Genomic DNA, 24,485 nt, shown 5'->3' with positions numbered 1-24,485 from the left:
TGGGGCGTGGTCATGTGGCTCATCATCAGAAAGCCCACCACCTCCATGCCCAGCTCCCGAGCCACCTCGATGTGCTGGCGCGACACGTCGGCCTCGGTGCAGTGGGTGGCCACGCGGACGATGCGGGCGCCGGCGCTGTAGGCCGCCTTCAGGTCATGCACGGTGCCGATGCCGGGCAGCAGCAGGGTTGCCACCTTGGCGTGCTTCACCGTATCGGCCACGGCTTCAATCCACTCCAGGTCGGTGTGGGCGCCAAAGCCGTAGTTGAAGCTGGAGCCCTGCAGGCCGTCGCCGTGGGCCACCTCGATGGAATCCACCTTGGCCTTGTCCAGGGCACGGGCAATCTGCACGGCCTGCTCGACGCTGTACTGATGGCGGATGGCGTGGGAGCCGTCGCGCAGGGTCACGTCGGAGATGTAGATCTTCTTGTCGGGGTTCATGTGCGTTCTCCTCAGGCAGCGGTGGCGGCGGTGGCCAGGATGCGGGCGGCCATGCGTTCGGCGGTGGTCTTGGCGGCGGAGGTCATGATGTCCAGGTTGCCCGCATAGGCCGGCAGGTAGTGGGCAGCCCCTTCCACTTCGAGGAAGACGGAGGTCTTGAGGCCGCTCATGCGCGGGCCGACGCCGGGGATGTTGATGGGGCGCGAGGCCGGGATGACATCGAACTGCACCTTCTGCTTGAGGCGGTAGCCGGCCACGTACTTCTGCACGTCGGCGGCCATGCGCTCCACCGAGGCGGCAATCTCGTCCTCGTCGGCCATCTCCGACAGGCAGTACACCGTGTCGCGCATCATCAGCGGCGGCTCGGCCGGGTTGAGGATGATGATGGCCTTGCCCTTGGCCGCCCCGCCCACCACTTCGATGGCCTTGGAGGTGGTCTCGGTGAACTCGTCGATGTTGGCGCGGGTGCCCGGCCCGGCCGACTTGCTGGAGATAGAGGCGATGATCTCGCCGTAATGCACCTTGGCCACGCGGCTCACCGCCGCCACCATGGGGATGGTGGCCTGGCCGCCGCAGGTGACCATGTTCACGTTGAGGGCGTCGTCATGCAGGGCGCCATTGACCACCGGGATGCAGTAGGGGCCGATGGCCGCCGGGGTGAGGTCCACCATGCGGATGCCGGGCTTGAGGCTGCGCAGGAAGGCATCGTTCTTGACGTGGGCACCGGCGCTGGTGGCGTCGAAGACGATGTCGATGTCGGCAAACACCGGCAGGCGGGTCAGCCCTTCCACCCCTTCGTGGGTGGTGGCGACGCCCATCCGGGCCGCCCGGGCAAGGCCGTCCGAGGTCGGGTCGATGCCCACCATGGCGCCCATTTCCAGGTGTTCGCCGTGACGCAGGATCTTGATCATCAGATCGGTACCGATGTTGCCGGAACCGACGATGGCCACCTTCAGTTTCTTGTTCATGATTGCTCCCTTGGGGAAATTCAGGCCGAGCGCGTCCCGGCCGGCTTCGGCCAGGGGCGCTGCGTCCTTGGGGATTTATTTGAGGAAGACCACCCGGTCGAGCTTGGGCGAGGTGTGCAGGCTGAGGACTTCGTCGGCCCGGCGGGCCAGCACCGCCCGCTGGTTGATGTAGCCCTTGTCGGTGATTTCACCGGCATCCATGCTCGGCGGCTCGTCCAGCAGCATGGCCCGGGTCGGGCTCTGGGACGACCCGCCGCCGCCCTCGGCCTTGAGCTTGCGCAGCCCTTCGCGCACATGGGCGTGGAGCTGCTCGGCCGGCACGTCCTTGGCGGCGGGCGCCGGGAAGACCAGCAGGCCCACCTCGTCCCGGTCGTGGCCGGTCACCACCACGTCCTGGGCGAAGGGCGCCAGGGCCGTCACGGCGCGGACCCGCAGGGTGCCCACCGACACCCAGGTGCCGGTGGTGAGCTTGAAGTCCTCGGCCACCCGCCCGTTGAAGGCGATGCCCTTCTCCGGCCGGGCCGGGTCGATCAAGAGGCCGGCATCACCGATCTTGTAATAGCCGTCCTCGTCGAAGGCCTCGGCGGTCTTCTCCGGGTTGTTGAGGTAGCCGGGGAACACCTGCGGCCCCTTGACGCGCATCTCCAGCTTGTCGCCGTTGGGCAGGAACTTGATGGAGGTGCCAGCCACCGGCAGACCGATGCAGCCGGGCCCGTCGAGGCGCCAGTGCACATTGGTGAGCAGCGGCGAAGCCTCGGTGGCGCCCCAAGCGGAGGTGAACCAGACCTTCTCGCCGAGCACCTTCTGGGCGGATTTCTCGAGGCGGTCCCAGGTGGACTGGGGCAAGGCCGCCGCGGCATAGAACACCGCCCGCAGGCGCCCGAAGAAGTCCCGGGCGAAGGACTCGTCCTGCTCCAGGAAGGCGATCAGCGCATCGAAGCCGCGGGGCACGTTGAAGTACAGGTTGGGCTGCACCTCACGCAGGTTGCGCACCGACTTCTCCATCAGGCCCGGCACCGGGCGGCCTTCGTCGATGTAGAAGCTGCCGCCGTTGCACAACACCAGATTGAAGTTGTGGTTGGCACCGAAGGTGTGGCTCCAGGGCAGCCAGGACACGATCACCGGCTTCTCTTCCTTGAGGAAAGGCCAGCTCTGCTGGATCTGCTTCTGGTTGGCGCAGAGCATGCGGTGGGTGTTGATGGCGATTTTCGGCCGCCCGGTGGAGCCCGAGGTGAGCAGGTACTTGGCGTGGGTCTCCGGGGTGATCTTCGCAAACTCGGCCATCACCGCCGGAGTTTCCCGGGTGCGCATCAGCTCGGCCAGGGACAGGCTGCCGTCGAGCTGGTAGGCGTTGGTGCTCAGGATCACCGGGCAGGACACGGCGCTGGCGCGGATCGCCGAGGCGTACACCGCCCCGTCGCCCGCATACACCGCGCCGGGTGCCAGCTCCTGCAGGATGGTGGCAACCTTGCTGTAGTCCTTGGCCAGCCGCGAGTAGGCGCTGGACACCGTGGCGAAGGGCCGCCCGATGTGCATGGTGGCCAGGGTCAGCAAGGCCTGGTCGAGGCTGTTGTCGGACAGGCACACCACGGGCGCCGTGGGCCCGATGCCCAGGTCGAGCAGACCCTGGGCCAGCTTGCCGACCTGCTCGCGGACCTGGGCGTAGGTCATCCGCACCCATTCGCCCTCCGCATCCCGTTCCGCCAGGAACAGGGCGTTGGGGGTGCGGGCGGCCCAGTATTCCAGCCAGTCACCGATGCAGCGTGTGACCTCTTCCAGGGGGTCGGAACAGGCGAGGATGAAGCCGCCCCTGGAGAGGTCGATGCGGGTCACCCTGGGCGGGGCCAGCATGCCGGGATTGTCAAAAAAGCTCATGGCAGCCTCCGCTTACTTCAACAGCTTCCAGCTGTTCTGTTCGATGGTGATCAGCACGCGGGCGCCTTCACCCAGGCCTGAGTGATCCGTGGCCGACATGCTGTTGATACCATGGGTCAGGGGCAGGTTGCTGGTCTTCTCGAGGGCGTCGCGCAGGGCGGCACGGAATTCCGGCGTACCCGGGGCAGCCTTTTTGCCGACCGTGGCCACGGCCTTGTCGAGGAGCAGGTAGGCATCATGGGCATAGGCACCGAAGGGGTTGCGGGAGCCGGCGCCGTGCTTGCCTTCATAGGCCTTCAGGTAGCTCAGGGCGACCTTCTTGCTGGGGTTGCTGTCGGGCAGCTGCTCGGCCACCAGCACCAGGCCGGTGGGCAGGATCAGGCCCTCGTCGGTGTTGCCGGCGACGCGCAGGAAGTCGTTGTTGGCGGCGCCGTGGGTCTGGTAGAACTGGCCCTTGAAGCCGCGCTCACGCAGGGCGCGCATGGGCAGCGCGGCCGGCGTGCCACTGGCCGCGATGAAGATGGCGTCGGGCTTCTGGCCGACCAGCTTGAGGGCCTGGGCGGTCACCGACTGGTCGGTACGGGCATAGCGCTCGACCGCCACCAGCTTGATGCCGCTGGCTTCGGCGCGCTTCTCCACGTCCTTCAGCCAGGCTTCGCCGTAGGCATCGCTGAAGCCGATGAAGGCGATGGTCTTGGTGTCGCGCTTCTTCATCTCTTCAAACAGGGCGGCGGACATCACACCCACGCCGTGGGGCAGCGGAAACACCCACTGGATCTGCTTGGGCGGGAACGGCGCCAGGGCGATCTGCGGGATCTTCGCCTCGCCGGCCACCTCGGCCACGGCCAGGGAGGTGGGCACGGTGGTGGAGCCGATGATGGCGTCCACCTTGTCGGCGTCGGCAAAGCGGCGAGCGTTCTTGCCGGCGGCGGTGGGGTCGGAGGCATCGTCGAGGACGACGTAGTTCACCGGCAGGCCGCCCAGGGTCTTGGGCAGCAGCTCGATGGTGTTCTTCTGGGCGATGCCCAAGGAGGCGGCCGGGCCGGTGGAGCTGACGCTCACACCGATGGTGACGGTCTGGGCCTGGGCGTGGCTGGCGCCTCCGAAGGCGAGCATCAGGGCAGCGGACAGGCTGGCAAGGAAGTGGCGGCGGTTCATGGTGTTCGTCTCCTCAGGGTTGGTCTTGTTAAACATGAAATCGGGGTGAAGCGGGTCAGGCAGTGCGGCAATCCACGCTGCCCAGGCCGGCGATGGAGAGATGCAGGTGGTTGCCGGCAAGGAAGGGGAACATGGGCCCCAGGGCGCCGGAGAGGATCACGTCACCGGCCTTGAGGGGGTCGCCCAGCTGCTGCATGTTGCGGGCGAGCCAGTAGGCGGCGAGCAGCGGGTTGCCCAGGCAGGCGACGCCGCTCCCCACGGACACGGTGTGCCCGTTCTTGCGGAAATCCATGCCGGCCAGGGTGAAATCCACCGTGCCGATGGCGCGGGGCTCGAGGCCCAGTACGTAGAGCCCGCAGGAGGCGTTGTCGGCCACCGTATCCACGAGGGTCAGCTTCCAGTCCTGGATGGCGCTGTCCACGATCTCGATGGCCGGCAGGGCGTACTCGAGCCCGTGCAGGAAGCGCCCCCAGCTCAGGCTCTCGCCGTCCAGGTCGCGCCCCACCACGAAGGCGATCTCACCCTCGGCCTTGGGCTGGATCAGGCGGCTGGCCGGCACTTCGCTGCCCGACAGAAACTCCATGTCGGCAAACAGCACGCCGTAGTCGGGCTGGTCCACGCCCAGCTGCTGCTGCACCGCCTGGGAGGTGAGGCCGATCTTCTTGCCCACCACGCGGCGGCCTTCGGCCATGTCGAGCACGCTGTTGCAGCGGGCCACGGCATAGGCCTCGTCGGCGCCGTGGATGCCGAACTGCTCGGAGATGCGGGGGATGGCCGTGCGCGTGGCGCGGGCCTGCCGCAGGGCCGCGGCGGCGGCCTTGATCTTGTCCTGATTCATGATGTGCTCTCTGGAAGAGGGGTCGGTCCTGACGGGCCGGGTTATCGGGCCGGGTTATCGGGCCGGGTAGCGACTGCGCAGCCGGGTCAGGTCGGCCAGCTCGTCGTCGAGACAGGCGGCGTATTCCCGGTACAGCTGGCGGACGATGGCGTCGGTGCCGGCGATGGCGTCGATGCCGCCCACGCCGTGGCCGGCGGACCACACCGTCTTCCAGGCCTTGGGGGCTTCGACGATGTCGCCGGAGAAGTCGATCTTCTTCTCCTCGCGCAGCTGTTCCGGGGTGAAACCGGCCTTGTCGAGGGTGGGCTTGAGCCAGTTGGCAAGCACGCCGGACACCGCCTTGGTGGCCACCAGGTCTTCCAGGCCGCTGCTGACGATGAGATCCCGGTAGGCGGGCTCGGCCAGGCTTTCGGGGGTGGCGATGAAGCGCGTGCCGGCGAGCACGAAGTCGGCCCCCAGCAGCTGGGCGGCGCGGATGTCGGTGCCGGTGGTGATGGCGCCGGCCAGGCCGAGGGGGCCAGACCAGAACTTGCGCACCTCGGCGAGCAGCGCGAAGGGGTGGTAGTGGCCGGTGTGGCCCCCTGCCCCCTGGGTCACCAGCACCAGCACGTCGGCGCCGGCGTCGGCAGCCTTGCGGGCCAGGGCCGGGTTGATCACGTCGGCCATCACGATGCCGCCGTAGCCATGCACGGTGTCGAGCACCCGGCGTGGGCTGCCCAGGGCGGTGGACACGATCTTCGGTTGAAACTCCTGCACCAGGGCCAGTTCCGCGTCGAAGCGGTCGTAGCTGCTGTGCACGATCATGTTGAGTGACCACGGTGCGCCGGGGCGGTCGGCCTGGATGGCGTCGCGGGTGTGGGCCATCCACTCCCGGAGGGTGTCCACGTTGCGGGCGTTGGCCGCCGGGTAGGAACCGATGATGCCGGCCCTGGCACAGGCAATCACCAGCTCGGGCCCCGAGACCAGGAACATCGGTGCGGCCATCAGCGGCAGGGTGCTGCGGCCGATGATGTCGACAAAGTCCTGCTGCGGCGCAGTCAGGCTACGCGTGAAGCTCATTTCTTCCTCCGTTGGGTGCTCTTTGCTGCGTCGTTTCTTATGTTTTTTGGCGCGGGCGGGGCGGGCTCATCGCATCGGGCGTATCTCCCATCCACCGTCGCTCTGGATCACCGTCGCGGTGGTGGCCCGGCTGTTGTCCCGGGAGGCCAGCAGCACGTAGTGGCCGGCGTGGTCCTCGGGCTGGGCGATCATCTTCAGGGGCATCGAGTTGGCGACGTTCTCCTGGAAGTTGGGGATCTCCGACAGGCGGCGCTCGCCCTTGCCCAGGCTTTCGGGGCCGCGCAGGGGCGTGACCGTGCCCCCCGGTGCCACGCCGTTCACCCGCACGTCGGGGGCGAATTCGTAGGCCAGCTGCTTGATCAGCCCGAGCCCGGCGTGCTTCGAGGCCACGTAGAGGGGGCCGCCGCCGCCGGCGTAGAAGGCCGAGTTGGACAGGGTGAAGATCATGCTGCCCTTGCTCTCGCGCAGGGCCTCGGCGGCGGCGCGGGCGGCCAGCACATAGCCCTTCACATTGACGCCGAAGATCTCGTCGAAGCTCTTGTCCAGCTCGTCGAGGCTCATCTTCTCGAGGCGGGTGAAGAAGTCCCACACGCCGGCATTGCCCACCAGGGTGTCGAGCTTGCCGAAGCGCCGCAGGGTGGCGTCCACCGCCTTCTGGTTGTCGGCGCCGGAGCGCACGTCGCCGAGGCTGGTGACCACCTGGTCGCCAAACTCGGCGACCAGGCTGTCGGCCTGCTCCTGGCTGCGCACCATCACGCCCACCCCCGTGCATCCTTCAGCGATGTAGCGCTTGACGACGGCGCGGCCGATACCCGAGCCGCCTCCCGTCACCAGTGCCACGTAGCCATTGAGCCAGCCCATGGTCGTGCCTCAGAGGAAGGTGTTGAGGTTTTTGGCCATCAGCACCGACTGGGTGATGATGATCTTGCGCCGGGCCAGCCTGAAGCTGTCGCCATCGGCCCGCAGCACGTCCTCGCGGCGCCCCACCAGCAGGTCGTTGTCTTTCTCGACACGGCTGCGGTAGTTGACGAAGGTGCTATGCACGACGAGCTCGCCGGGGGCCTCGCCCTGGTACACCTCGATGCCGGCGACCACGTGGGCATGCCGGGTGGCCGGGTCTTCGGCCCAGGCGGTGGGCTGCTTGAAGCGATTGACGCGACGGGTCAGGTCGAGCAGGTTGTCGTTGTAGAGGGCGCCCCGGTCCACCGCGTAAGTGCCGTTCTTGTCGGCGCGGCGGCGGTTTTCCATGGTCGGCATCCAGTAGTGGATGTCCTCGGCCATCAGGGCCAGCCAGTCGTCCCAGCGCTCGTTGTCGAGCAGGCGGGCTTCCCGGTACAGGAATTGTTCAACCCGGCGCTGGGTCTCGGCGTCCACCCCGATCTCGGGCAAGGCGGTCTTGGCGTTCATACACCCTCCTTCATCTTCGGCACGTCGCGTTGGGGAACGTTTTTCCAGCTCTCGGACTTCATCAGGTCGAGCCAGCGCTGGTAGAAGGCGCGCTGGTTGGCCTCGTTGATCTGGCCCTGGAAGACGTTGCCGGGCAGGTCGGTGTCCTCGACGCGGGTGTCGTGGCCCAGGCCCAGGTAGAGGTCCTGCTGGCGGGTGACGAAGCCGGCATTGCTGCGGGTGGAGTATTCCCAGTTCTCGCCGTCGTCCATCTCGAAGACGCCGGAGGGGCTGAAGGTCATCATGGTGCCCTTGCGCCACTTGTCCTTGATCTCCTGGGGCGCCTTCTTGTTGACGAAGGTCCAGGTGTGCAGCTCGATCTGACCCGGGCCGCGGGGGTGCCAGGTGCGGAAGGTGTTCTGCCCCGGCAGGAAGGAGGTGTTGGGGAACAGGGTGCAGGAGGAGATGGCGCCGATCATCTTCGAGCGCAGCTCACCCAGGCGCTCGGCCACCTTGGGCTGCAGCACGTACAGGTACTTGAGCAGCTCCTTCTCGCCCAGGGTGGCGCAGTTGCCGACGATGTCCTGGTTGAATTCCCAGCCGTGACCGTTGAAGTTCACGTGGTAGGACTGTTCGGGGGTCTTGTGCACCTCGGCCACCGGGCCACCGACCATGGCCTTGGCGCCGGAGTCGTGGGTCCAGCCGGCGTGCAGGATGTCGCCGACGAAGTTCTCGGAGGCGTACTTCCAGTTGCACTGGATCACCGACTTGACGCAGCCCCCGATGAACTCGGTGCCGCCCTCGTCCATGTCGAAGATGGCGTCCAGGTAGTAGCGCATGTCGCCCAGGTACTCGGCGAGGGGCGGCGCCTCCGGGTCGAGGGTGGCGAAGATCAGGCCACGGTAGCTGTCGATCTGGGCCACCGGGTGCAGGCCGTGCTCGGACTTGTCCAGGCCAGCGGCCTCGTAGGTCTCGGAGGCGTGCATGCCCTTCAGGCCGCCGTCGATGCCGAAGGCCCAGCCGTGGTAGTTGCACACGAACTGGCGGGCGTTGCCCAGGTCGGCAAAGCACACCTTGTTGCCCCGGTGCGGGCAGGTGTTGAGGAAGCCCTTCACGCTGCCGTCCTTCTGGCGGACGATCAGCACGTTGTCCTCGCCCATGTAGGTGGACACGTAGTCGCCGGCCTTGGGGATCTGGGATTCGTGGGCCACGAACAGCCAGCAGCGGGCAAAGATGCGCTCCAGCTCCTGCTCGTAGATGTCCCGATCCCAGAACAGGTCGCGGGACATGCGGCCCTTTTCCAGGTTCATCAGCTGATCCAGGTTCTCGATGGACTGGGCTATCGGCCGGCGCTTGAGGCGGATCGGCGTGTCACCTTGGGTTGTGCACATGGTCGTGTGTCTCCTCGCTATGCGTTGTAGTTAGACGGCGTCGGCCGCTTCGTCGGATTCCTGGTCCAGATCCACCAGCAGGTCGTCACCTTCATCGATCACCTTGAAGGTGCGGATGGGGTGCTCGCAGGGAAAGCTCATGGGCTGGCCGGTGGGGATATGAAAAGTGCCGTCATGCACCGGGCAGGCAATGCAGTCGTCGTCCACGATGTCGCCTTCGGAAAGCGAGGCGGTGGCGTGGGTGCAGCCGTCCTGGGTGGCGTAGAAGGTGCCGTTGAGGTTGTAGACGGCGAGCGCCTGGCCGCCGACTTCGCACTTGCGCACCTTGCCGGGTTCGAGATCGCCGCGCTTGAGCAGCAGAATCGGTTGGGACATGGGTGTTCCTCAGGCAAACAGTTGCACGAAGCCCAGGCCGGTGACCCATTCGCGGACCGGGGCGTAATCGATGATTTCCCCGCGGGCGCCGGGCATGGCGCCCATGGCCACGGCCCATTGGCGGATCTCCATGCCGCCATTGCCACCGTTGTCGAGGATGTAGTCGTCGGACAGGCCCTGGATGGCGGCCAGATTGCCGGTGCAGGCGTAGTCCATGATTTCCCGGTCGAAGGCCTCATTGACCTTGCCCATCTCCGGGGTGCCGACCCAGTGGCTGATGCCGCCGCTGCCGATCACCACCACGCGCTCGTCGTCAGGCATGGCCTCGACTGCCGCCTTGATGGCGCCGCCGAGCTCGATGGCCCGCTTCATCCTGATGAAGGGATCGACACCGGCTGCGATGTAAACCGGGATGGTGCCGATGGACTGACCGCGGGCGCGGACCGGATCAACGATCAGGCGGTCGGGGATGGCCACCGCGTGGTCCACCGTGAAAGCCCGCGCCACCGCCCAGTCAAAGCCGTTGGCGTGGCCGTGATCGGCGATGAAGCCGGCCAGCTTTTCGCTGGTCGGGATGATCTGGCGCTTGAGGCCGGGCAGCACGTCCAGCGGGCCGTCCACATCGCCGGTACCGATCAGGTACTGGGGCAGACAGCCGGTGCCGAAGTTGAAGTAGTGATCGGCGCCGATGATCACCACGCTGGTGGCCTCCAGCCCGGCCAGACGCTCGGCACAGGTGTCGAACGCGCCCCACATGCGCTTGCGGATGTCTTCCGCCGGCGCCTCGGGGGCGACGAACATCACCGGGTCATGCGGCACGAGAAAGCCGCCTACGATTTTTCCCACGGGAAACTCCTGAGTTCTTATTGCTTGAGGCCGGCCGAGAAGACCTGGCCTTCGGCGGCGGCACCACGCAGGGCCTTCATGTAGGCGGCGGGGTGACGGTTGGGGGCGTTCTCGGTCCAGAAACCGAGGGTCAGCATCGGATTGACCCCGTGCTTCTGCATGCCGGCCACGTCGAAGCCGGTGACCATGGCGCGCTCCTCGTCGCTGAGGGCGTAGCGGGCCAGCAGGCCTTCCGGGTCTTCCTTGAAGCGCTGCTTGACGGTGCGATCGACGCACAACTGGTGCATCAGCTTTTCCAGCACATTGCGGCTCATGGTCGGCTCCGGGATCAGGCGCAGAAATCGCGCACGAGCTGCAGGAAGCGGGCGCGGTGCTCGGTCTGCACCCAGTGGCCGCACTGACCGAACAGGTGAAGCTCGGCCTTGGGAATCGCCCGGGCCAGCAGAAAACCGCACTCGGGGGGCACCACGCCATCCTCACGACCGTGCAGGACCAGGGTGGGCGCTTCGATCTTGGCCACGGAGGCTTCGGGGAAGCCCTTGACGAGGGTGGGGCCGTCGGCGTTGGGCTTGGGGATCAGCCTGCGCAGGGCATCCTGGGCGCCGGGGCGGGCGCTGGCCTCGTAGCGGGTGCGGATCATCTCCTCGGTGATGATGTCCTGGTTGAACGGGAACAGACGCATGGTCTTTTCCATGTTCTCCATGGACGGCTCGTATTCCCAGGCCGAGCGCAGGCCCGGGGTCTGCACAAACTCGCCGGCCGGGGTGCCCAGCAGCACCAGCTTGTCCACCCGCTGGGGGGCAAACAGCGCCAGGCCGATGGAGAGCGCGCCGCCGAAGGAGTTGCCGACGAAGGACGCCTTTTCGATCTCCAGGGCATCCATGATCCCGGTGAGGTGGCGAACCCACAGCTTGATGTCGTACTTGCTGTCGGCCTTGAACTCCGTGAAACCAAAACCTGCGATGTCCGGGGCAATCACCCGGAAGTGCGGCGCCAGGTCGGGCATGACCTTGCCCCAGTTGGTCCAGGCCGAAACGCCGGGGCCGGAGCCATGCAGCAGGAACAGCGGCTTGCCACTGCCCTCCTCCAGGTAGTTGGTCTGGTGTTCTGCGGCAAGAAGGGTCTTGCCAATGCCGGGGTGCTTTTCCATGTTGTCTCCGTGTTCAATACACATGTGTATGTGTATGGTACGGATATTTTCCTGCATGGCAAGCGTTTTTGATCCAGATCAAAATCCGTTAGCACCAATTTTTTGATTTTTCTATTATTTTTCAGTTGCTTATACGCATAAATAACACTTACCCACTCATAGATAAAATCGACCATACAATTTTCCATACACATGTGTATGTTTTTGAGCAGCAAAAATCGGCACCCTGAAGCCCCCTCCGGACAGCATCGACCCGCCCGGCGCCAAGCCGGAAATACACAGGGAAGCTGATACAATCCGCCATCCGCTGGCCCCCCGTTCCCCATGTCTGCAATTGATTCTCCCGCCCCTCCCGCTTCTCCCTCCCCGGCGCCCGGCAAAGTGCAGCTCACCCCGGCCGACTGGATCAAGGCCGCCACAGAGGTTCTGGTGGACAAGAGCATCGACGCCGTACGCGTCGACGTGCTGGCCAAGGGCCTCAAGGTCACCCGCGGCAGCTTCTACTGGCATTTCCAGGATAGGGACGACCTGCTCAAGCAGTTGCTCAAGTCCTGGCGCGATGCGGCCACCGAGCAGATCATCAGCCGCTTCGAGCGCAGCGGCGCCGACCCCGAAGCCCTGGTGAGGGAGCTCGCCTCCCTGCCCTTCCGTGGCACGGCGGCCTTCAATTCGGCGTCCATCGAGCTGGCGATCCGGGCCTGGGCGCGTCGGGACGACATGGCCCGCCAGGTGGTGGACGAAGTGGACGCCAAGCGCCTCTCCTATGTGTCCCAGTGCTTCGTGGCCCTGGGCTTCAACTTCCAGGAGGCGGGCATGCGCGCCTTCGTGCTCTACAGCTACATGATCAGTGAATCCCTGATGCGCGGTCAGGGCACCGAGACCCAGCGCCAGCAGCGCCGGGAGTTCGTCGAGAAGTTCCTGCTGCAAAAGCCCTGAGTCAGCCGCCCGGCCCGGAACTTGCCGCACCTGGGCGAGTCTGGAATGGAACTTCCCTGCCCCGCCCTTCACCGAGGAGCCCCGCGTGACCGCGACCCCTATTGAGATCATCGGCGCTGCGCTCTTCGCCATCGCCATCCTGCACACCTTCGCCACCAAGTTCTTCGAGCGCCTGGCCCACGCCGGCCCCCGGCACGCGGGCCTGTGGCACCTGCTGGGCGAGATCGAAGTGGTGTTCGGCTTCTGGGCCATGGTGCTGATGATCACCATGTTCGCCCTGCTCGGTTCGGCCCCGGCCATCGACTACATCGAGTCGCGCAACTTCACCGAGCCCATGTTCGTCTTCGCGATCATGGTCATCGCGGGCACGCGGCCCATCCTGCACGCCGCCTCTGCCGCCGTGCGCCAGATTGCCCGGGCCATCCCCCTGCCCGGCTCCGCCGCCGCCTATTTCACGGTGCTGTCCTTCGTGCCCCTGCTCGGCTCCTTCATCACCGAGCCGGCCGCCATGACCCTCGCCGCCCTGATCCTGCGTGACCAGTTCTTCACCCGCGGCATCTCCACCCGGCTGATGTACGCCACCCTCGGCGTGCTCTTCGTCAACATCTCCATCGGCGGCACCCTCACGCCCTTCGCCGCACCGCCGGTGCTGATGGTGGCCGCCAAGTGGGACTGGAACACCAGCTTCATGCTTGCAAACTTCGGCTGGAAGGCCGCCATCGCGGTCGGCATCAATGCCCTGGTGACAACCCTGGTGTTCCGCCGCGAACTGGGCGCCCTGGCACCCGCCAGCACGGATGGCGCCACGCCCCGCGTGCCCTTCGTGCTGACCCTGGTGCACATCGTGTTCCTGATCGGTGTGGTGGTGTTTGCCCACCACCCGGCCATCTTCATGGGCCTGTTCCTGTTCTTCCTCGGCGTCGCCCACGCCTACACCCGCCACCAGGACCGCCTGATCCTCAAGGAAGGCCTGCTGGTGGCCTTCTTCCTGGCGGGTCTGGTGGTGCTGGGCGGCCAGCAACAATGGTGGCTGCAACCCCTGCTGATGAGCATGAGCAGTGACGCCGTCTTCATCGGCGCCACCGCCCTCACCGCCTTCACCGACAACGCCGCCCTGACCTACCTGGGCTCCCTGGTCGAAGGCCTCTCCGACGACTTCAAGTACGCCCTGGTCGCCGGCGCGGTGACCGGTGGCGGCCTCACCATCATCGCCAACGCCCCCAACCCCGCCGGCGTGTCCATCCTCAAGGGCAGCTTCAGCGAAGAGGCGGTGAACCCGCTGGGGCTGCTCGCGGCGGCCATTGCCCCGACGCTGGTGGCGGGGATGGCGTTTCGGTTGTTGTAGGGGGGACGCTGGCCTTCTCTGTGGCGATACCAGGGGCGGGATGGGGCCTTTATTTCAAGCTCGTGCCTTCTGCAAGCCCATGTCTGTCGGGGGGAATCGCAGGAGACCGACGGGCAACGCTTGCGGTATGCGCAGCCGCCGTCTGCACGCTCGCCAGGGACAGATCAGGCCTCATGGCGAAGTGCCATGAGGCTGCAAGCACCGCTTGAACGTTGAAGCGGAACGCACTGTTGTCGGCGTTGGCGAGAACATCGCAGACTTTGTGATAGCAAGGGTCATAGGCCGCACCGCTGGTTCCGCCCCAGAGTGCTGCCTGTTCTGCCGATTTGATGCCATCGTGGCCTGAGAAGATACCGCCGACGGGAATGCCGGCCGACACAAACGAAAGATGGTCTGTCGACAGCTTCAGATCCACGCTTCGCGGCTGAACCCCGTGCCTGCGGTAATAGTCTTCGAGAACGCGCTCGATCTCGCCAGAGCCCGACGGCCCGGCAACACCACCCCCGGATCCATCACCGTCGTAGACGAAGAACCCGGCGTTGGGCGAGCCGATCATGTCAAAGTTCAAGTAGAGCGCCAGGGCCTCCTTCTGCGCGGGCGAAAGCGCCCCGACGTAGAACTGCGACCCCAGGTCACCCAGCTCTTCGGCCCCCCACAGGGCGATACGGACGGTGTTGTAAGGCCTGGACTTGACCACCTGCGCTGCAGCTTCAAGCAGTGCCGCCACGCCGCTCCCGTTGTCGTTGATGCCCGGCCCGGCATTCACCGAATCGAGATGGCCACCCATCATCACGACGCGCCCCGGGTTGGAACCCGCAAACTCGGCGATCACGTTGCTCGTGCGGATGCTTCCACGAACGGTCTGCGCCTCCAGCCGCAACCTGAGCCCGGCCGTTCGGGCCAGACGCTCGCCGTCCTCCTGCGAAGTCGATACGACCGGGATGTCCGGGGTGAAGTCTTCCAGCAGGTTGATCCTGAGCTCCCCCGCCGCATTGTTGTAGATCACGACTCCGCTCGCACCTGCAAGGTAGGCGTTCCGAGCCTTCACCGGGAAGGTGCAGTCGCCACGTCTGATCAGGGCAATACTGCCCACGGGAAAGCCGTCAAAGGCCGTTGCCGTGCACCCGGTTGCCGAAGACGGCTGAGCGACGGCGGCAGTCACGCTCCCGCTCCCGGAATACAGCGCAATGACGTTGGCAATGCTGCCGCTCGCAGCCGGCGCGACCTGCTCCAGGCGACCCGGTGCAACCCAGAAGAACCCATCAAAGTCGAAATACTGCCGACTCACCGAAAACCCCAGGTTCCTTAGAACACGCTCGACATAGGACGCCGACGCATCGAAGCCAGCCGATCCGGCGGCGCGGTGACCCCCATTTGCGTCGGCGATCACCTGCAGCGCGACCAGATGCTTGCGGGCCGCTTCCGCCACCGTGCTTGTCAGATCCGCTCGAAGCACCGCGAAGCCGGCGCCGTCGGACAACTGGACGTGGCGGTAGCGCCGTCGCCCCACAGAGATATACAACGAGTTGTCCGGCCCTATCGCGAGGGCATCGGGCAACCTCAGGCGACCGGGCAAGGCCCCGGTCGCCACCTTCCCGCCGATGATATAAGGGTCGTCGTTGCTGACGCCCGGATTCGGCGCGTTCGCGGGAAGCACACCGATCACCGTGCTGACAGTACCGTCGGGCCCGATCTTCCTGATGGCCTCGTTGAGCACATCGGACACATAGACATTCCCGACACTGTCCACGACGATGCCTTCGGCGTAGTTGAAGCGTGCGCCATTGGCAGGCCCATCCACGGCACCCATCGTCCCCGTCGTCGTCGATCCTGCCAGGGTCGACGCGTTGCCGGCCGTGTCGATCTTCAGCACTGAAGAACTGTCTCTCCACCCAAAGCACCGGTCGATGCACGCGACCATGCTGCCCGTATTGACGGTAAGGTAGAGCGACCCGACCGAGTCAACAGCCATCCGCCCCGGATTGGAATAGGCACCCAGGAGACCACCGGCAACAGGCTTCACCTCTCCGGTGCTCAACAGCTTGCGCACCTGCCGACCCAGACCCGGGTCGGCTCCGAGGCTGTCCACGACGAAGACGTTCCCGCCGCGGTCGACAGCAAGCTCGCGGGGCGCCATCCAGCGTACCGAGTTGGCCGGGCCGTCGACCACCGCCGCCTGGCCCGCAACCCCGGATACGGTGGTGACATCGCCTGATGGACTCACCTTCCTGATGACCGCATTGCCCGTATCGCTCACGAACAGGTTCCCATCCCCGTCCGACGCCACCCCGTAAATCCTGTTGAAACGGGCCGCCGACCCGCTGCCATCGCTGTAACCGCAGGTGCCACCCACAAAGTCCTGCACAAGCCCGTCGGGGCCGACACGCCTGATCGCACAGTCGTAGGCCAGGTACAGCACGCCCGACGGAGCCACCGCCATCGTCGTGAAGTACTGGTCTTCAGGCTTTGACAACATCGGCCCCCGCTCGGACTCGGGATCGCCAGTCACGACAGACATAAGGCTCTGGACCACCGGCGTCTCACCACCGCCAGTGCTCCCACCAGAGCTCCCGCCACTCCCCCCACTGCCACCCCCTCCGCACGAAGCCAGGAGGACGGCACCGATCAACGCAACGATCCGGGCAGCCCGTCTACTGTTCAACACATTCATTCTGGTCACTATCTCAACAAAAACCGCCATCGCAATGCCGATGACGCCTGATACAAAAAGCGGACACGACGTAGAAGGTCTACATAGGCAGCCCGCACCAATTCAGACTGTTCGTGCAGTGTGACGCCTATTTTGTTTCTCCATAAACCGATATCAGCCGCTCAGAAATCAATCCGTCGCTGGGGCAGAAAAAATAGCTCTCGTGAGCAGGAGATGGAAAATCCCCACCTCTTCTAGCGTATAAAATATGTTGCGCCAGCACTTTCCCATCACTCCTTCTGACATATGTAGATACGCTTCTCCATACATAGGGCCGGCGCGGAGATATTGTTTTTGTTTCACTCCTCTCAAAAATAGGAATATCAAACCTCATATTTTCTTCAGATGGAATTGGAACTCCACGCACTCCATCCTTCCCACCCCACGCCAGAAACTCCTCATGCGAAATTGCGATGGACTCGAACAGATGCAACCCACCATCCTTCTTGCACATATGTGTGACCCTGAAATCCCAGTAACGCTTGTTTATCTCGCAATAAAAATAGAACAGGGCAATCAATCCAATCAAGCCAAGAGCTATCCGGAAGAACACCACGACCATGGTCGCCAACAGTGAATTTTCTTCAGGCGGAAGACGAGACGTGTTGTTCATGCCAGAAGTGCCCATGCATAGTCGTTGGCTAAAAGCTCTGAACACGCCAGATAGACCTCGTTGGCACCCTGGAGAGCAAAGGGCGCGAGGTGGATGAGGACAAGAAACTGACCGAAGTCGGCGCGAGCGGCATCGAAAATCTTGTCTAGCGAAACATCTTTTCCGATCGGGGTATTACGGAGTGAGTCAGCCAATTTTCCCAGCACATCATCTCCAGGCACTTCGTTCGAAGCCATTTCACTTCTCCATTATCTTTAGTACTTTTTCGACGAATGTTCTTGCCTGTTCGGTAGCATGGTGCGGACAAGACCAGCCAGGAGTCTTCCGGGCAAAAGTCCACGGCTGCCGCGCACCACCATCATTTCCTAGCGCTTTATCGATCATATAACCTACCCTCTCTGCAATGACTTCATTAGTCAGAGTATCAACAACCTTGAGAGAATTACCTGCGATCCACAGCGCACGCTCTTCAGGAGTTGTAATATCGTCATAGGCAACGCCATACCGAGGAGCATTGCCAGAGGCGGGCTCACGCTTAATGACTAGCCGCTTTTCATCCGTTTTCCCAATAAGCTCAGGCGGAGTGTTCATATCAGCGGTATAGCGATACCGCTTTCCATCCCACGGATCCAAAAGATCAACATAGGCATAGCCGGACTTTGTCGCCGGAACTTTCTCTACTAGATATCCTCTTTCGTCTCGCCCCTGAAGGAATATCTTTATATATGAATCAACCCCCCCCAAATCAAACTCATCATCATAGGGATCAACTGCATCTTGTTTCAATAGCATGAGTCCCTCCACACCCTCTACCGTTCTGTAGATCCGTTCCCCCGCCGTCTTGCACCGCTCATTGAAAATCGCCTCAGCTCTTGCCAGACGCGCCTTGTGATCCCGAACAGCCAGAGCGTGTTCGATCTGCCATTTGAGCGGAAAGAAGCCAAAAATGAAGAACACGATCGCCCCACTGACCACCTTCCCGATTCGGGTCGATGACTTCTTTACTGAAAAATAGAAGAGAGATGCACCAGCCAGCCAGTAGAGCATTACGATGCCGCGAAGAATATCTCCCCATCCACTTAATTCGAGCATGACACCCCCTTCGCCCTCGTGCCTATCAGAAAGACGCAATGGCTCCTGCCACTTGGCTCCGGGGTTGATTGATTTCCTGAGTAACGAACGACTTCTGTCTGGGTACACTTTCTGCCAGAGGCTTTATCGCCCGTATTGAATCTACGCATTCGACTTAGACCATGCCTTTTACGGGTTCTTGATCTTGAGGACTTGCTCCGCGAACTGACGATCCCAGTCGCCGCGATACCATCCATCAACTGAATAAGACGGACAGGACCATTGCTTTGCTGAATACCATGGTGTGCGCGCCGTCGCCGTGGAGCCCATCCCTTCATCCATGAAATACCCTATGCGCTCGCCCAACACTTCGTTGGTCTCAAGGTCGAGCACGCGGAATGCACTACCGGCCACCCACAAGGCACGCTCCTCCGGGGTAGTGAGATCCTCGAAGATCACGCCATAGCGAGGCATGGGGCCTGGCGAAGGAAACGGGTTGACCACAAAACGGTAAGGGCGCGGCTCACCGGAATCATCAAATTTCTCTCCACTCTCTCGCGTGCTGTCCTGTTTTGGGAAAGCGATAGCGAGCGTATAGCGGAAAATTGAATTGTCATCCTGATCACGCAGATCCACGTACGCATAGCCGGGGCGATCCCATTCGTCGTGAAACTTCTTATAGGTCATCCAGCCCCCCATAAACTGCCCATTTTTTTGACGGGGCAAGAGAAAAGAGAGAGGGTAATCAGACTCCCAGGGATTTCCAGCAGCACCAAAGGGGTCTTCCATGATCTGTGGCCGGGTATCGACATACCGGCGCTTGCGCAGGATGGCGATGGCTTCGACGCCCTCCACGGTCTTGTAAATCTTCTCCCCCGCGTTCTTGCAGCGTTCCTGAAAAATGGCACGTGCTTTTGCAAGAGAGGCACGATGGCTGGCAAGCGCCTGCTGCCTCTCCCAGGCCCAGCGCCCTGGAAAGGCAGCGAGCAAGCCCAGTACCGTGGCAACCGCAAGGTATTTGCCAACGCGCGTTCGCGGTTTGGACCACGCCCAGACCAGCGCGCCAATGATGAACAACCAGGTGAGTATGCCAATGCTGCGGACCACATCCGCGCCGGGGCCGAGTTCGATCATGTGCTTATCTCCCGGGCAATCCGGTGTTCATGGCCTGCAGAACAGTTCCTCATCAGACGGGAAGGCACGCCACCACCCAAATGGCATCACCCTAGCCTAAACGATGACCGAAAGATATGCACTGATTCACTTCGCCCCATCCCCACCCCAGGAATAAGCTTCGAAGCATTAATTGGTTCAGTCAGCCGGGTGGCACGCCTAGACTCAGACTTCCCCCCGCAGCGCCCCGGAGGCCGCAGCATGCAGCACACCACTTTGATCGTTCCCGGCTTTCACGGCAGTGGGCCGGCCCACTGGCAGACCTGGTTCGAGGCGCAGGTGCCCGGCGCACGTCGCGTCTCGGGTATTGACTGGGAGCAGCCCGTGCTGCCCCACTGGGCCCAGGCCGTGCGCGACGGCATCGACCATGCGTCGGGTCCGGTGTGGCTGGTGGCCCACAGCTTCGGCTGCCTGGCGGCGGTTCTGGCGGCAAGCAGCCGACGGGAGCAGGTGGCCGGGCTCATGCTGGTGGCGCCGGCCGACCCGGAGCGTTTCACGCCCCAGGGCTTGCGTGACACCAGCACCGCGCCAGAGCAACCCAGCCTGGCACGCTGGATTCCACGCAGCCCTCTGGGTGCCCCCAGCCTGGTGGTGGCCAGCACCAACGACCCCTGGGTGCGCCTGTCGTCGGCGGCCTACTGGGCCCAGTGCTGGGGCAGCCAGCTCGAGAACATCGGCGCCGCCGGGCATATCAACGTGGATTCCGGCCACGGCCCCTGGCCCCGGGGCCTGGCACTCTTCAGGGCGCTGCAGGCTGCGCAGGGAGACGTCCCCCTTGGCACCATCACATGCCGCTCCCGGTGCAGTGACCGCCTCCCGATGCCACACCGCGAGACGGCCTGACCCTGCGGGCGCGTCGAAAAAATTTACACATGGCGGAATCAATTTCACCAATGGGCTCCCACCGGGATCGCCAGGCACTTCCAAGCGACTGAAAACAAGAGTGAATTCATTCACGTCGCAACAAACTTGACGTCGGGCGTGAATTTTGCAATGGCAATACATCCATTGCCTTCGTCCCAATGACGAAACCTGCCCGGGAGCCCCGCCATGCAGATCAGACCCCGCCTCGTCACTTCCCTGCTGTCGGTGCTGCTCGGCCTGAGCGCCCTGCCCGCGGCCCATGCGGCACCCGCCATCATGAACGGCGGCTTCGAGTCGGGCTTTGCCAACTGGACCACCCTGGACCAGACCGGCAGCGAAGGCACCTTCTACCTGCAGAGCGGCACCACCAGCCCGACCACCGGTTTCACCGTGGCCGCGCCCCCCGAGGGCAGCCTGGCAGCCATGAGCGATTCCGGACTGGGCGGCCCCGGCACCCATGTGATGTACCAGGACTTCGTGGCCAGCGCGGTGGGTGCGACCCTGAGCTTCGAGCTCTTCATCGGCAACCGGGCCAACGATTTCTACACCCCTGCCACCCTGGATTTCGCCACCACGGCCCTCAACCAGCAGGCGCGCGTGGACATTCTCAAGGCCGGCGCCGATGCCTTCAGCGTCGATTCCGGCGACATCCTGATGACCCTCTACCAGACTCAGGTCGGGGATGCGCCTGTATCCGGCTACACCACCATCTCCCAGGACATCACCGCCCTGCTCGCCGCCCACAACGGCGAAACCCTGCGCCTGCGCTTTGCCGAAGCCGACAACGTCGACGTGTTCCAGATGGGCGTGGACAACGTGCGCATCGAGCTCCAGGGCAACCCGGTGCCGGAGCCGGCTTCGCTGCTGCTGCTCGTCGGCGCCCTGGGTGCGCTGGCTGCCAGACGGCGCCAGTAGTCCCGGGCCTCTAGCCCCGGGCCCTTTCCCCTGGCGCGCCCACTGCCTGACGCGCCCTGTCGCTCAGCTCAAGTGGAGGTCACGATGAAACACCCTCGGTCCGTCTCCCGGTATCGTCGCGGCCGTAATGGCCTGCTCACCGCCCTGGCCCTCTCCGGGCTCGCGCTTTCCTGGCCTGGGGGGGCGCAGGCCGACAGCATTCCAGTGCAGCTTCTTGACCCGACCCTGCAGGTCAGCACCGTGGTCAGCAGCGGGCTCAGCCAGCCCATCGGCATCGTGTTCCTGGGCAGCAACGACTTCCTGGTGCCCGAGAAGTCCTCGGGGCAGATCAAGCGGGTGATCAACGGCGTCGTCCAGGCCATGCCGGTGCTGGATCTGGCCGTCAATTCAGCGTCCGAACGGGGGCTGCTCAGTGTGGTGCTGCACCCACGCTTTCCGACCCAGCCCTATGTGTATGTGCGCTGGACCGAGAGCCTGAGCGGAGTCGATTCGAACGCGGTGGCAGATGTGCCCCTGCTCGGCAACCGGGTGGACCGCTTCACCTGGGATGGCAGCACCCTGACCCTGGACATGAACCTGATGCGGCTGCGTGCCCGCCAGACCGACAACGTCGCCGTGCCCGGCCACACCGGCACCAACAATGGCAACGAAGCCGGCAATCACAATGGTGGGGTGATGCGCTTCGGCCCGGATGGCAAGCTGTATGTGTTCATGGGTGATCAAGGCCGGCGCGGCTGGCTGCAGAACCTGGCGAACGGCCCCTTCCTGACCGCCCCGCAGGTGGATGACACCTTCGGCGGCCCGGCGCCCGGCAATGCCCACTTGGCCGGCGTCATCCTGCGCGTGAATGACGACGGCTCGACCCCCGCCGACAACCCCTTCTATGCCGCGGGTGCCTCCCTCGGTGGGGAGGTGGGCCAGAACATCCAGAAGATCTATTCCTATGGCCACCGCAACGGCTTCGGCATGGCCTTTGATGCGCAGAGTGGCTACCTGTGGGAGACGGAGAACGCGGATGACGCCTATTCCGAGGTGAACCGGGTGGTACCGGGCATGAACGGGGGCTGGATCCAGTTTGCCGGACCGATCAGCCGCGTGAAGGACTGGAAGACCATCGAGACCACCCAGTTCAACCGGGCCCTGCAGCAGGTGCGCTATCCGCCCACCCGGGCGGCCTATTCACCCGCCCTGGCCCAGGCACGCCTGGTCATGCTCCCCGGCGCCGTTTACAAAGACCCGGAGCTGAGCTGGCGTTATGAGATTGGCCCCTCCGGCACCGCCTTCGTCAATGGCACGGCCCTGGGCGCCGCCTATGCCGGCAGCCTGTGGATCGGCTCGGCACGGGCCTTCTCCCAGGTCGGCGGTACCGGGGGCAGCCTGTATCGCCTCCGCCTGACGCCCGACCGGCTGAGCCTGGATCTGAGCGCCGACCCGCGCCTGGCCGACCGGGTGGCCGACAACCTGTTCCGCGCGCAGAAGTTCGAGGGCACCGAAAGCGAGACACTGCTGATCGGCAGGGGCTTCGGCGTCACCTCGAGCATCGAGCAGGGGCCCGATGGCATGCTCTACGTTGTATCCCTGTCCGACAACCTGATCTACCGGATCTCACCCAGCCCCTGAGCGGGCACCGAGGGGACTACTCCTCGGCCTGCCATTCCCCTTCGGCCGCGGCGGCCGCCCGCCCGGCCTGGCGGATGGCGTCTTCGGTTTTTGCCGCCTCGATCACCTGCATCACCTCGTCCAGGTCGGCCGGGGTCTCGTCGGGTGTCCAGGTGCCGGTGAGCACGCTGTCCGGGTGCAGCTTGCCCGATTCATACAGGGCCCAGATCTCCGGCGCGTAGTGGGTTTCCAGCAGTTCCGGGGCAAACTGGCCGAAATAGGTGGCCAGGTTATTCACATCCCGCGCCAGCATGGCGCTGGCGTTCTGGTTGGCGGCGGCATCCACGGCCTGGGGCAGATCGATGATCACCGGGCCGTTCTCGTCCAGGAGCACGTTGTACTCCGACAGATCCCCATGGACGATACCGGCGCACAGCATGCGCACCACCTGGCGGATCAGATCGGCATGGAAGCGGCGCGCCTCGTCGGGCTCCAGCGCCACGTCATTGAGGCGCGGTGCCGGCTCGCCATCGGCGTCGGCCACCAGCTCCATCAGCAGCACACCCTCGTGAAACTGGTAGGGCGTGGGCACCCGCACGCCGGCCTCGGCCAGGCGGCGCAGGGCGTCCACCTCGGCGTGTTGCCAGGCGGACTCCTGCTCCTGGCGGCCATAGCGGGAACCCTTGGCCATGGCCCGGGCCTGGCGGCTGTTCTTGACCTTGCGCCCTTCGATGTAATCCACAGCGGTGTGGAAGCCGCGCTTGTTGGCCTCCTTGTACACCTTCGCGCAGCGCACCTCGTCGCCGCACTGGACGACATAGACCATGGCCTCCTTGCCGCTCATCAGCTGGCGGATCACGCCATCCACCAGGCCGTCGGCCACCAGGGGTTCGATGCGGGCGGGTGTCCTCATGCGACGCACACCTCGGGCATCAGGGGGTAAGCGGCGACGTCAAGGGAGGCATCCTTGCCGGTGATGAAGTGATCTGAACGCATGGGATACCTGCTGAGAGCGGACTGAAATCAGGCGCGGAAGGCACCTGAGAGGAGATTGCGCGTGGATTATCCCCCAGGGCGGGCTGAGCCTGCGCGCTTCTGCCCGGAAAAGGCACACAAATATCCGGATTTGCCGCGGAAACCCTTACACTGCCGGACCCACGAACGGACGATCGGCGTCCTGCCGGTCTTCAAGAGGTTTAAAGATGTACCCGACTCACGATGCAGATGCCCTCCTCATGCTGGCCGCCACGCTGGCCACCAAGCGCCGCCCGGCCGAGCTGGTGGAGGTCATCGCCGCCTTCGACCTGCTGCAGGAGCCGGTGCCCTCCACCGGCCGCCTGATCGACAGCATCCAGCGCCTGTCGGCCCACGGCCTGCTGTGCGAGGTGGATGGCGGCCTGGCCCTGAGCGCCGAAGGGCAACTGCTCATGTCGGCCCTGCCCAAGCGCGGCGACACCGCCCAGCGCGTGTTCTTTGTACGGGAGAAGCTGTCGGCCCATCCGGGCCGCGCCGAACACCCGTCGATCAGCCTGGACACCGCCCGGGTGGATGCCGCGGTGCTGGCCCAGCGTGCCCAGGCCAAGGCCCCGGGCAAGAACCTGCTGATGCCCAAGCCCAAGGTGGACGAGGACGAGCGCCGCCGCCCGGCGCCGTGGCACAAGCACCCCGGTGCCCAACGGCGCCGCTGATGCACCGCGGCGGGATCAAATTCATCCTGATTGCCTCAGCCTGCCGCATCGTCTGTGCGCAGATGCGACATCTCCTGCGGAGACG

24 protein-coding genes and 1 pseudogene are annotated in these 24,485 nt (G+C 64.5%); 6 read left to right on the top strand and 19 right to left on the bottom strand.

Features of this window, described 5'->3' with window-relative positions; all coding sequences use genetic code 11:
* From ACIQ09_RS14710 to ACIQ09_RS14650, 13 genes and pseudogenes are all read right to left on the bottom strand, one after another.
* Window positions 1–440: pseudogene (locus ACIQ09_RS14710) on the bottom strand (4-hydroxy-2-oxovalerate aldolase); the annotation flags it as partial.
* Window positions 441–451: 11 nt separating this feature from the next.
* Window positions 452–1,408 carry an acetaldehyde dehydrogenase (acetylating) gene (locus ACIQ09_RS14705; protein WP_398311286.1) on the bottom strand — a complete coding sequence of 319 codons (957 nt, stop codon included), beginning with the start codon at window positions 1,406–1,408 and terminating at the stop codon, window positions 452–454.
* 75 nt (window positions 1,409–1,483) lie between these two features.
* The gene (locus tag ACIQ09_RS14700; RefSeq protein ID WP_398311283.1) at window positions 1,484–3,283 is read right to left on the bottom strand and encodes a feruloyl-CoA synthase; all 1,800 of its coding nucleotides are present in this window, start codon (window positions 3,281–3,283) and stop codon (window positions 1,484–1,486) included.
* 12 nt (window positions 3,284–3,295) lie between these two features.
* Window positions 3,296–4,441, bottom strand: coding sequence for an ABC transporter substrate-binding protein (locus ACIQ09_RS14695; RefSeq protein ID WP_398311280.1), 1,146 nt, complete (start codon window positions 4,439–4,441; stop codon window positions 3,296–3,298).
* Window positions 4,442–4,496: 55 nt separating this feature from the next.
* On the bottom strand, window positions 4,497–5,279 hold the full coding sequence (locus ACIQ09_RS14690) for a 2-keto-4-pentenoate hydratase (RefSeq protein WP_398311277.1): 783 nt from the start codon (window positions 5,277–5,279) through the stop codon (window positions 4,497–4,499).
* 54 nt (window positions 5,280–5,333) lie between these two features.
* Window positions 5,334–6,338 carry an NAD(P)H-dependent flavin oxidoreductase gene (locus ACIQ09_RS14685; RefSeq protein ID WP_398311274.1) on the bottom strand — a complete coding sequence of 335 codons (1,005 nt, stop codon included), beginning with the start codon at window positions 6,336–6,338 and terminating at the stop codon, window positions 5,334–5,336.
* Window positions 6,339–6,404: 66 nt separating this feature from the next.
* Window positions 6,405–7,199 (bottom strand): 3-(cis-5,6-dihydroxycyclohexa-1,3-dien-1-yl)propanoate dehydrogenase, encoded by a 795-nt coding sequence (hcaB, locus tag ACIQ09_RS14680; protein ID WP_398311271.1) that lies wholly within the window; start codon window positions 7,197–7,199, stop codon window positions 6,405–6,407.
* 9 nt (window positions 7,200–7,208) lie between these two features.
* Window positions 7,209–7,745, bottom strand: coding sequence for a 3-phenylpropionate/cinnamic acid dioxygenase subunit beta (locus ACIQ09_RS14675; protein ID WP_398311268.1), 537 nt, complete (start codon window positions 7,743–7,745; stop codon window positions 7,209–7,211).
* Complete coding sequence (locus ACIQ09_RS14670; protein WP_398311265.1) at window positions 7,742–9,115, bottom strand: SRPBCC family protein; 1,374 nt, start codon at window positions 9,113–9,115, stop codon at window positions 7,742–7,744. Before ACIQ09_RS14670 ends, ACIQ09_RS14675 begins: the two co-directional genes overlap by 4 nt.
* A gap of 30 nt (window positions 9,116–9,145) precedes the next feature.
* Window positions 9,146–9,490 carry a non-heme iron oxygenase ferredoxin subunit gene (locus tag ACIQ09_RS14665; RefSeq protein WP_398311262.1) on the bottom strand — a complete coding sequence of 115 codons (345 nt, stop codon included), beginning with the start codon at window positions 9,488–9,490 and terminating at the stop codon, window positions 9,146–9,148.
* A 9-nt stretch (window positions 9,491–9,499) separates the two neighbouring features.
* Entirely contained in the window at window positions 9,500–10,336 is an 837-nt protein-coding gene (locus ACIQ09_RS14660; RefSeq protein ID WP_398311259.1) for a protocatechuate 3,4-dioxygenase, read from the bottom strand.
* A 17-nt stretch (window positions 10,337–10,353) separates the two neighbouring features.
* A complete protein-coding gene (locus ACIQ09_RS14655) occupies window positions 10,354–10,650 on the bottom strand; it encodes a hypothetical protein (RefSeq protein ID WP_398311256.1) in 297 nt (98 codons plus the stop codon).
* 14 nt (window positions 10,651–10,664) lie between these two features.
* The gene (locus tag ACIQ09_RS14650) at window positions 10,665–11,486 is read right to left on the bottom strand and encodes an alpha/beta fold hydrolase (protein ID WP_398311253.1); all 822 of its coding nucleotides are present in this window, start codon (window positions 11,484–11,486) and stop codon (window positions 10,665–10,667) included.
* Between the two features lie 381 nt (window positions 11,487–11,867).
* Between ACIQ09_RS14650 and ACIQ09_RS14645 the strand changes: the two genes are divergently transcribed.
* Window positions 11,868–12,422 (top strand): TetR/AcrR family transcriptional regulator, encoded by a 555-nt coding sequence (locus ACIQ09_RS14645; RefSeq protein WP_398311250.1) that lies wholly within the window; start codon window positions 11,868–11,870, stop codon window positions 12,420–12,422.
* A gap of 85 nt (window positions 12,423–12,507) precedes the next feature.
* A complete protein-coding gene (locus tag ACIQ09_RS14640; RefSeq protein WP_398311247.1) occupies window positions 12,508–13,767 on the top strand; it encodes a putative Na+/H+ antiporter in 1,260 nt (419 codons plus the stop codon).
* 49 nt (window positions 13,768–13,816) lie between these two features.
* Here the strand turns inward: ACIQ09_RS14640 and ACIQ09_RS14635 are convergent, their stop codons facing one another.
* From ACIQ09_RS14635 to ACIQ09_RS14615, 5 genes are all read right to left on the bottom strand, one after another.
* The gene (locus tag ACIQ09_RS14635) at window positions 13,817–16,285 is read right to left on the bottom strand and encodes a M28 family peptidase (RefSeq protein WP_398311244.1); all 2,469 of its coding nucleotides are present in this window, start codon (window positions 16,283–16,285) and stop codon (window positions 13,817–13,819) included.
* 280 nt (window positions 16,286–16,565) lie between these two features.
* Window positions 16,566–17,090 (bottom strand): hypothetical protein, encoded by a 525-nt coding sequence (locus ACIQ09_RS14630; RefSeq protein WP_398311241.1) that lies wholly within the window; start codon window positions 17,088–17,090, stop codon window positions 16,566–16,568.
* Window positions 17,087–17,326, bottom strand: coding sequence for a hypothetical protein (locus ACIQ09_RS14625; protein WP_398311238.1), 240 nt, complete (start codon window positions 17,324–17,326; stop codon window positions 17,087–17,089). Before ACIQ09_RS14625 ends, ACIQ09_RS14630 begins: the two co-directional genes overlap by 4 nt.
* A 1-nt stretch (window position 17,327) precedes the next feature.
* Entirely contained in the window at window positions 17,328–18,182 is an 855-nt protein-coding gene (locus ACIQ09_RS14620; protein WP_398311235.1) for a hypothetical protein, read from the bottom strand.
* A 168-nt stretch (window positions 18,183–18,350) separates the two neighbouring features.
* A complete protein-coding gene (locus ACIQ09_RS14615; RefSeq protein WP_398311233.1) occupies window positions 18,351–19,295 on the bottom strand; it encodes a hypothetical protein in 945 nt (314 codons plus the stop codon).
* 240 nt (window positions 19,296–19,535) lie between these two features.
* Between ACIQ09_RS14615 and ACIQ09_RS14610 the strand changes: the two genes are divergently transcribed.
* From ACIQ09_RS14610 to ACIQ09_RS14600, 3 genes are all read left to right on the top strand, one after another.
* Complete coding sequence (locus ACIQ09_RS14610; RefSeq protein WP_398311230.1) at window positions 19,536–20,177, top strand: RBBP9/YdeN family alpha/beta hydrolase; 642 nt, start codon at window positions 19,536–19,538, stop codon at window positions 20,175–20,177.
* 207 nt (window positions 20,178–20,384) lie between these two features.
* On the top strand, window positions 20,385–21,113 hold the full coding sequence (locus ACIQ09_RS14605) for a PEP-CTERM sorting domain-containing protein (protein WP_398311227.1): 729 nt from the start codon (window positions 20,385–20,387) through the stop codon (window positions 21,111–21,113).
* Between the two features lie 84 nt (window positions 21,114–21,197).
* On the top strand, window positions 21,198–22,733 hold the full coding sequence (locus ACIQ09_RS14600; protein ID WP_398311224.1) for a PQQ-dependent sugar dehydrogenase: 1,536 nt from the start codon (window positions 21,198–21,200) through the stop codon (window positions 22,731–22,733).
* Window positions 22,734–22,749: 16 nt separating this feature from the next.
* On the opposite strand, the gene ACIQ09_RS14595 is transcribed toward ACIQ09_RS14600, so the two are convergent.
* Entirely contained in the window at window positions 22,750–23,625 is an 876-nt protein-coding gene (locus ACIQ09_RS14595; RefSeq protein WP_398311221.1) for a PA4780 family RIO1-like protein kinase, read from the bottom strand.
* Window positions 23,626–23,914: 289 nt separating this feature from the next.
* On the opposite strand from ACIQ09_RS14595, the gene ACIQ09_RS14590 reads away from it, so the two are divergent.
* Complete coding sequence (locus tag ACIQ09_RS14590) at window positions 23,915–24,400, top strand: hypothetical protein (RefSeq protein WP_296409795.1); 486 nt, start codon at window positions 23,915–23,917, stop codon at window positions 24,398–24,400.
* The last annotated feature ends 85 nt before the right edge of the window (window positions 24,401–24,485 follow it).

It is taken from the genome of Zoogloea sp. (genome assembly GCF_044344315.1).
Taxonomy (GTDB): domain Bacteria; phylum Pseudomonadota; class Gammaproteobacteria; order Burkholderiales; family Rhodocyclaceae; genus Zoogloea.
Note: the sequence above shows the minus strand (reverse complement) of the source record. Positions and strands in the feature narration are given on the sequence as shown.

Excerpts from the sequence above, each read along its gene's own strand:
- ACIQ09_RS14695 (WP_398311280.1), bottom strand. The coding sequence starts at position 4,441 with ATGAACCGCCGCCACTTCCTTGCCAGCCTGTCCGCTGCCCTGATGCTC.
- ACIQ09_RS14705 (WP_398311286.1), bottom strand. The coding sequence starts at position 1,408 with ATGAACAAGAAACTGAAGGTGGCCATCGTCGGTTCCGGCAACATCGGT.
- ACIQ09_RS14615 (WP_398311233.1), bottom strand. The coding sequence starts at position 19,295 with ATGATCGAACTCGGCCCCGGCGCGGATGTGGTCCGCAGCATTGGCATA.
- ACIQ09_RS14620 (WP_398311235.1), bottom strand. The coding sequence starts at position 18,182 with ATGCTCGAATTAAGTGGATGGGGAGATATTCTTCGCGGCATCGTAATG.
- ACIQ09_RS14605 (WP_398311227.1), top strand. The coding sequence starts at position 20,385 with ATGCAGATCAGACCCCGCCTCGTCACTTCCCTGCTGTCGGTGCTGCTC.
- ACIQ09_RS14590 (WP_296409795.1), top strand. The coding sequence starts at position 23,915 with ATGTACCCGACTCACGATGCAGATGCCCTCCTCATGCTGGCCGCCACG.
- ACIQ09_RS14650 (WP_398311253.1), bottom strand. The coding sequence starts at position 11,486 with ATGGAAAAGCACCCCGGCATTGGCAAGACCCTTCTTGCCGCAGAACAC.
- ACIQ09_RS14630 (WP_398311241.1), bottom strand. The coding sequence starts at position 17,090 with ATGAACAACACGTCTCGTCTTCCGCCTGAAGAAAATTCACTGTTGGCG.
- ACIQ09_RS14690 (WP_398311277.1), bottom strand. The coding sequence starts at position 5,279 with ATGAATCAGGACAAGATCAAGGCCGCCGCCGCGGCCCTGCGGCAGGCC.
- ACIQ09_RS14675 (WP_398311268.1), bottom strand. The coding sequence starts at position 7,745 with ATGAACGCCAAGACCGCCTTGCCCGAGATCGGGGTGGACGCCGAGACC.
- ACIQ09_RS14670 (WP_398311265.1), bottom strand. The coding sequence starts at position 9,115 with ATGTGCACAACCCAAGGTGACACGCCGATCCGCCTCAAGCGCCGGCCG.
- ACIQ09_RS14655 (WP_398311256.1), bottom strand. The coding sequence starts at position 10,650 with ATGAGCCGCAATGTGCTGGAAAAGCTGATGCACCAGTTGTGCGTCGAT.
- ACIQ09_RS14625 (WP_398311238.1), bottom strand. The coding sequence starts at position 17,326 with ATGGCTTCGAACGAAGTGCCTGGAGATGATGTGCTGGGAAAATTGGCT.
- ACIQ09_RS14610 (WP_398311230.1), top strand. The coding sequence starts at position 19,536 with ATGCAGCACACCACTTTGATCGTTCCCGGCTTTCACGGCAGTGGGCCG.
- ACIQ09_RS14685 (WP_398311274.1), bottom strand. The coding sequence starts at position 6,338 with ATGAGCTTCACGCGTAGCCTGACTGCGCCGCAGCAGGACTTTGTCGAC.
- ACIQ09_RS14600 (WP_398311224.1), top strand. The coding sequence starts at position 21,198 with ATGAAACACCCTCGGTCCGTCTCCCGGTATCGTCGCGGCCGTAATGGC.
- ACIQ09_RS14635 (WP_398311244.1), bottom strand. The coding sequence starts at position 16,285 with ATGTCTGTCGTGACTGGCGATCCCGAGTCCGAGCGGGGGCCGATGTTG.
- ACIQ09_RS14595 (WP_398311221.1), bottom strand. The coding sequence starts at position 23,625 with ATGAGGACACCCGCCCGCATCGAACCCCTGGTGGCCGACGGCCTGGTG.
- ACIQ09_RS14700 (WP_398311283.1), bottom strand. The coding sequence starts at position 3,283 with ATGAGCTTTTTTGACAATCCCGGCATGCTGGCCCCGCCCAGGGTGACC.
- ACIQ09_RS14665 (WP_398311262.1), bottom strand. The coding sequence starts at position 9,490 with ATGTCCCAACCGATTCTGCTGCTCAAGCGCGGCGATCTCGAACCCGGC.
- hcaB (WP_398311271.1), bottom strand. The coding sequence starts at position 7,199 with ATGGGCTGGCTCAATGGCTACGTGGCACTGGTGACGGGAGGCGGCTCG.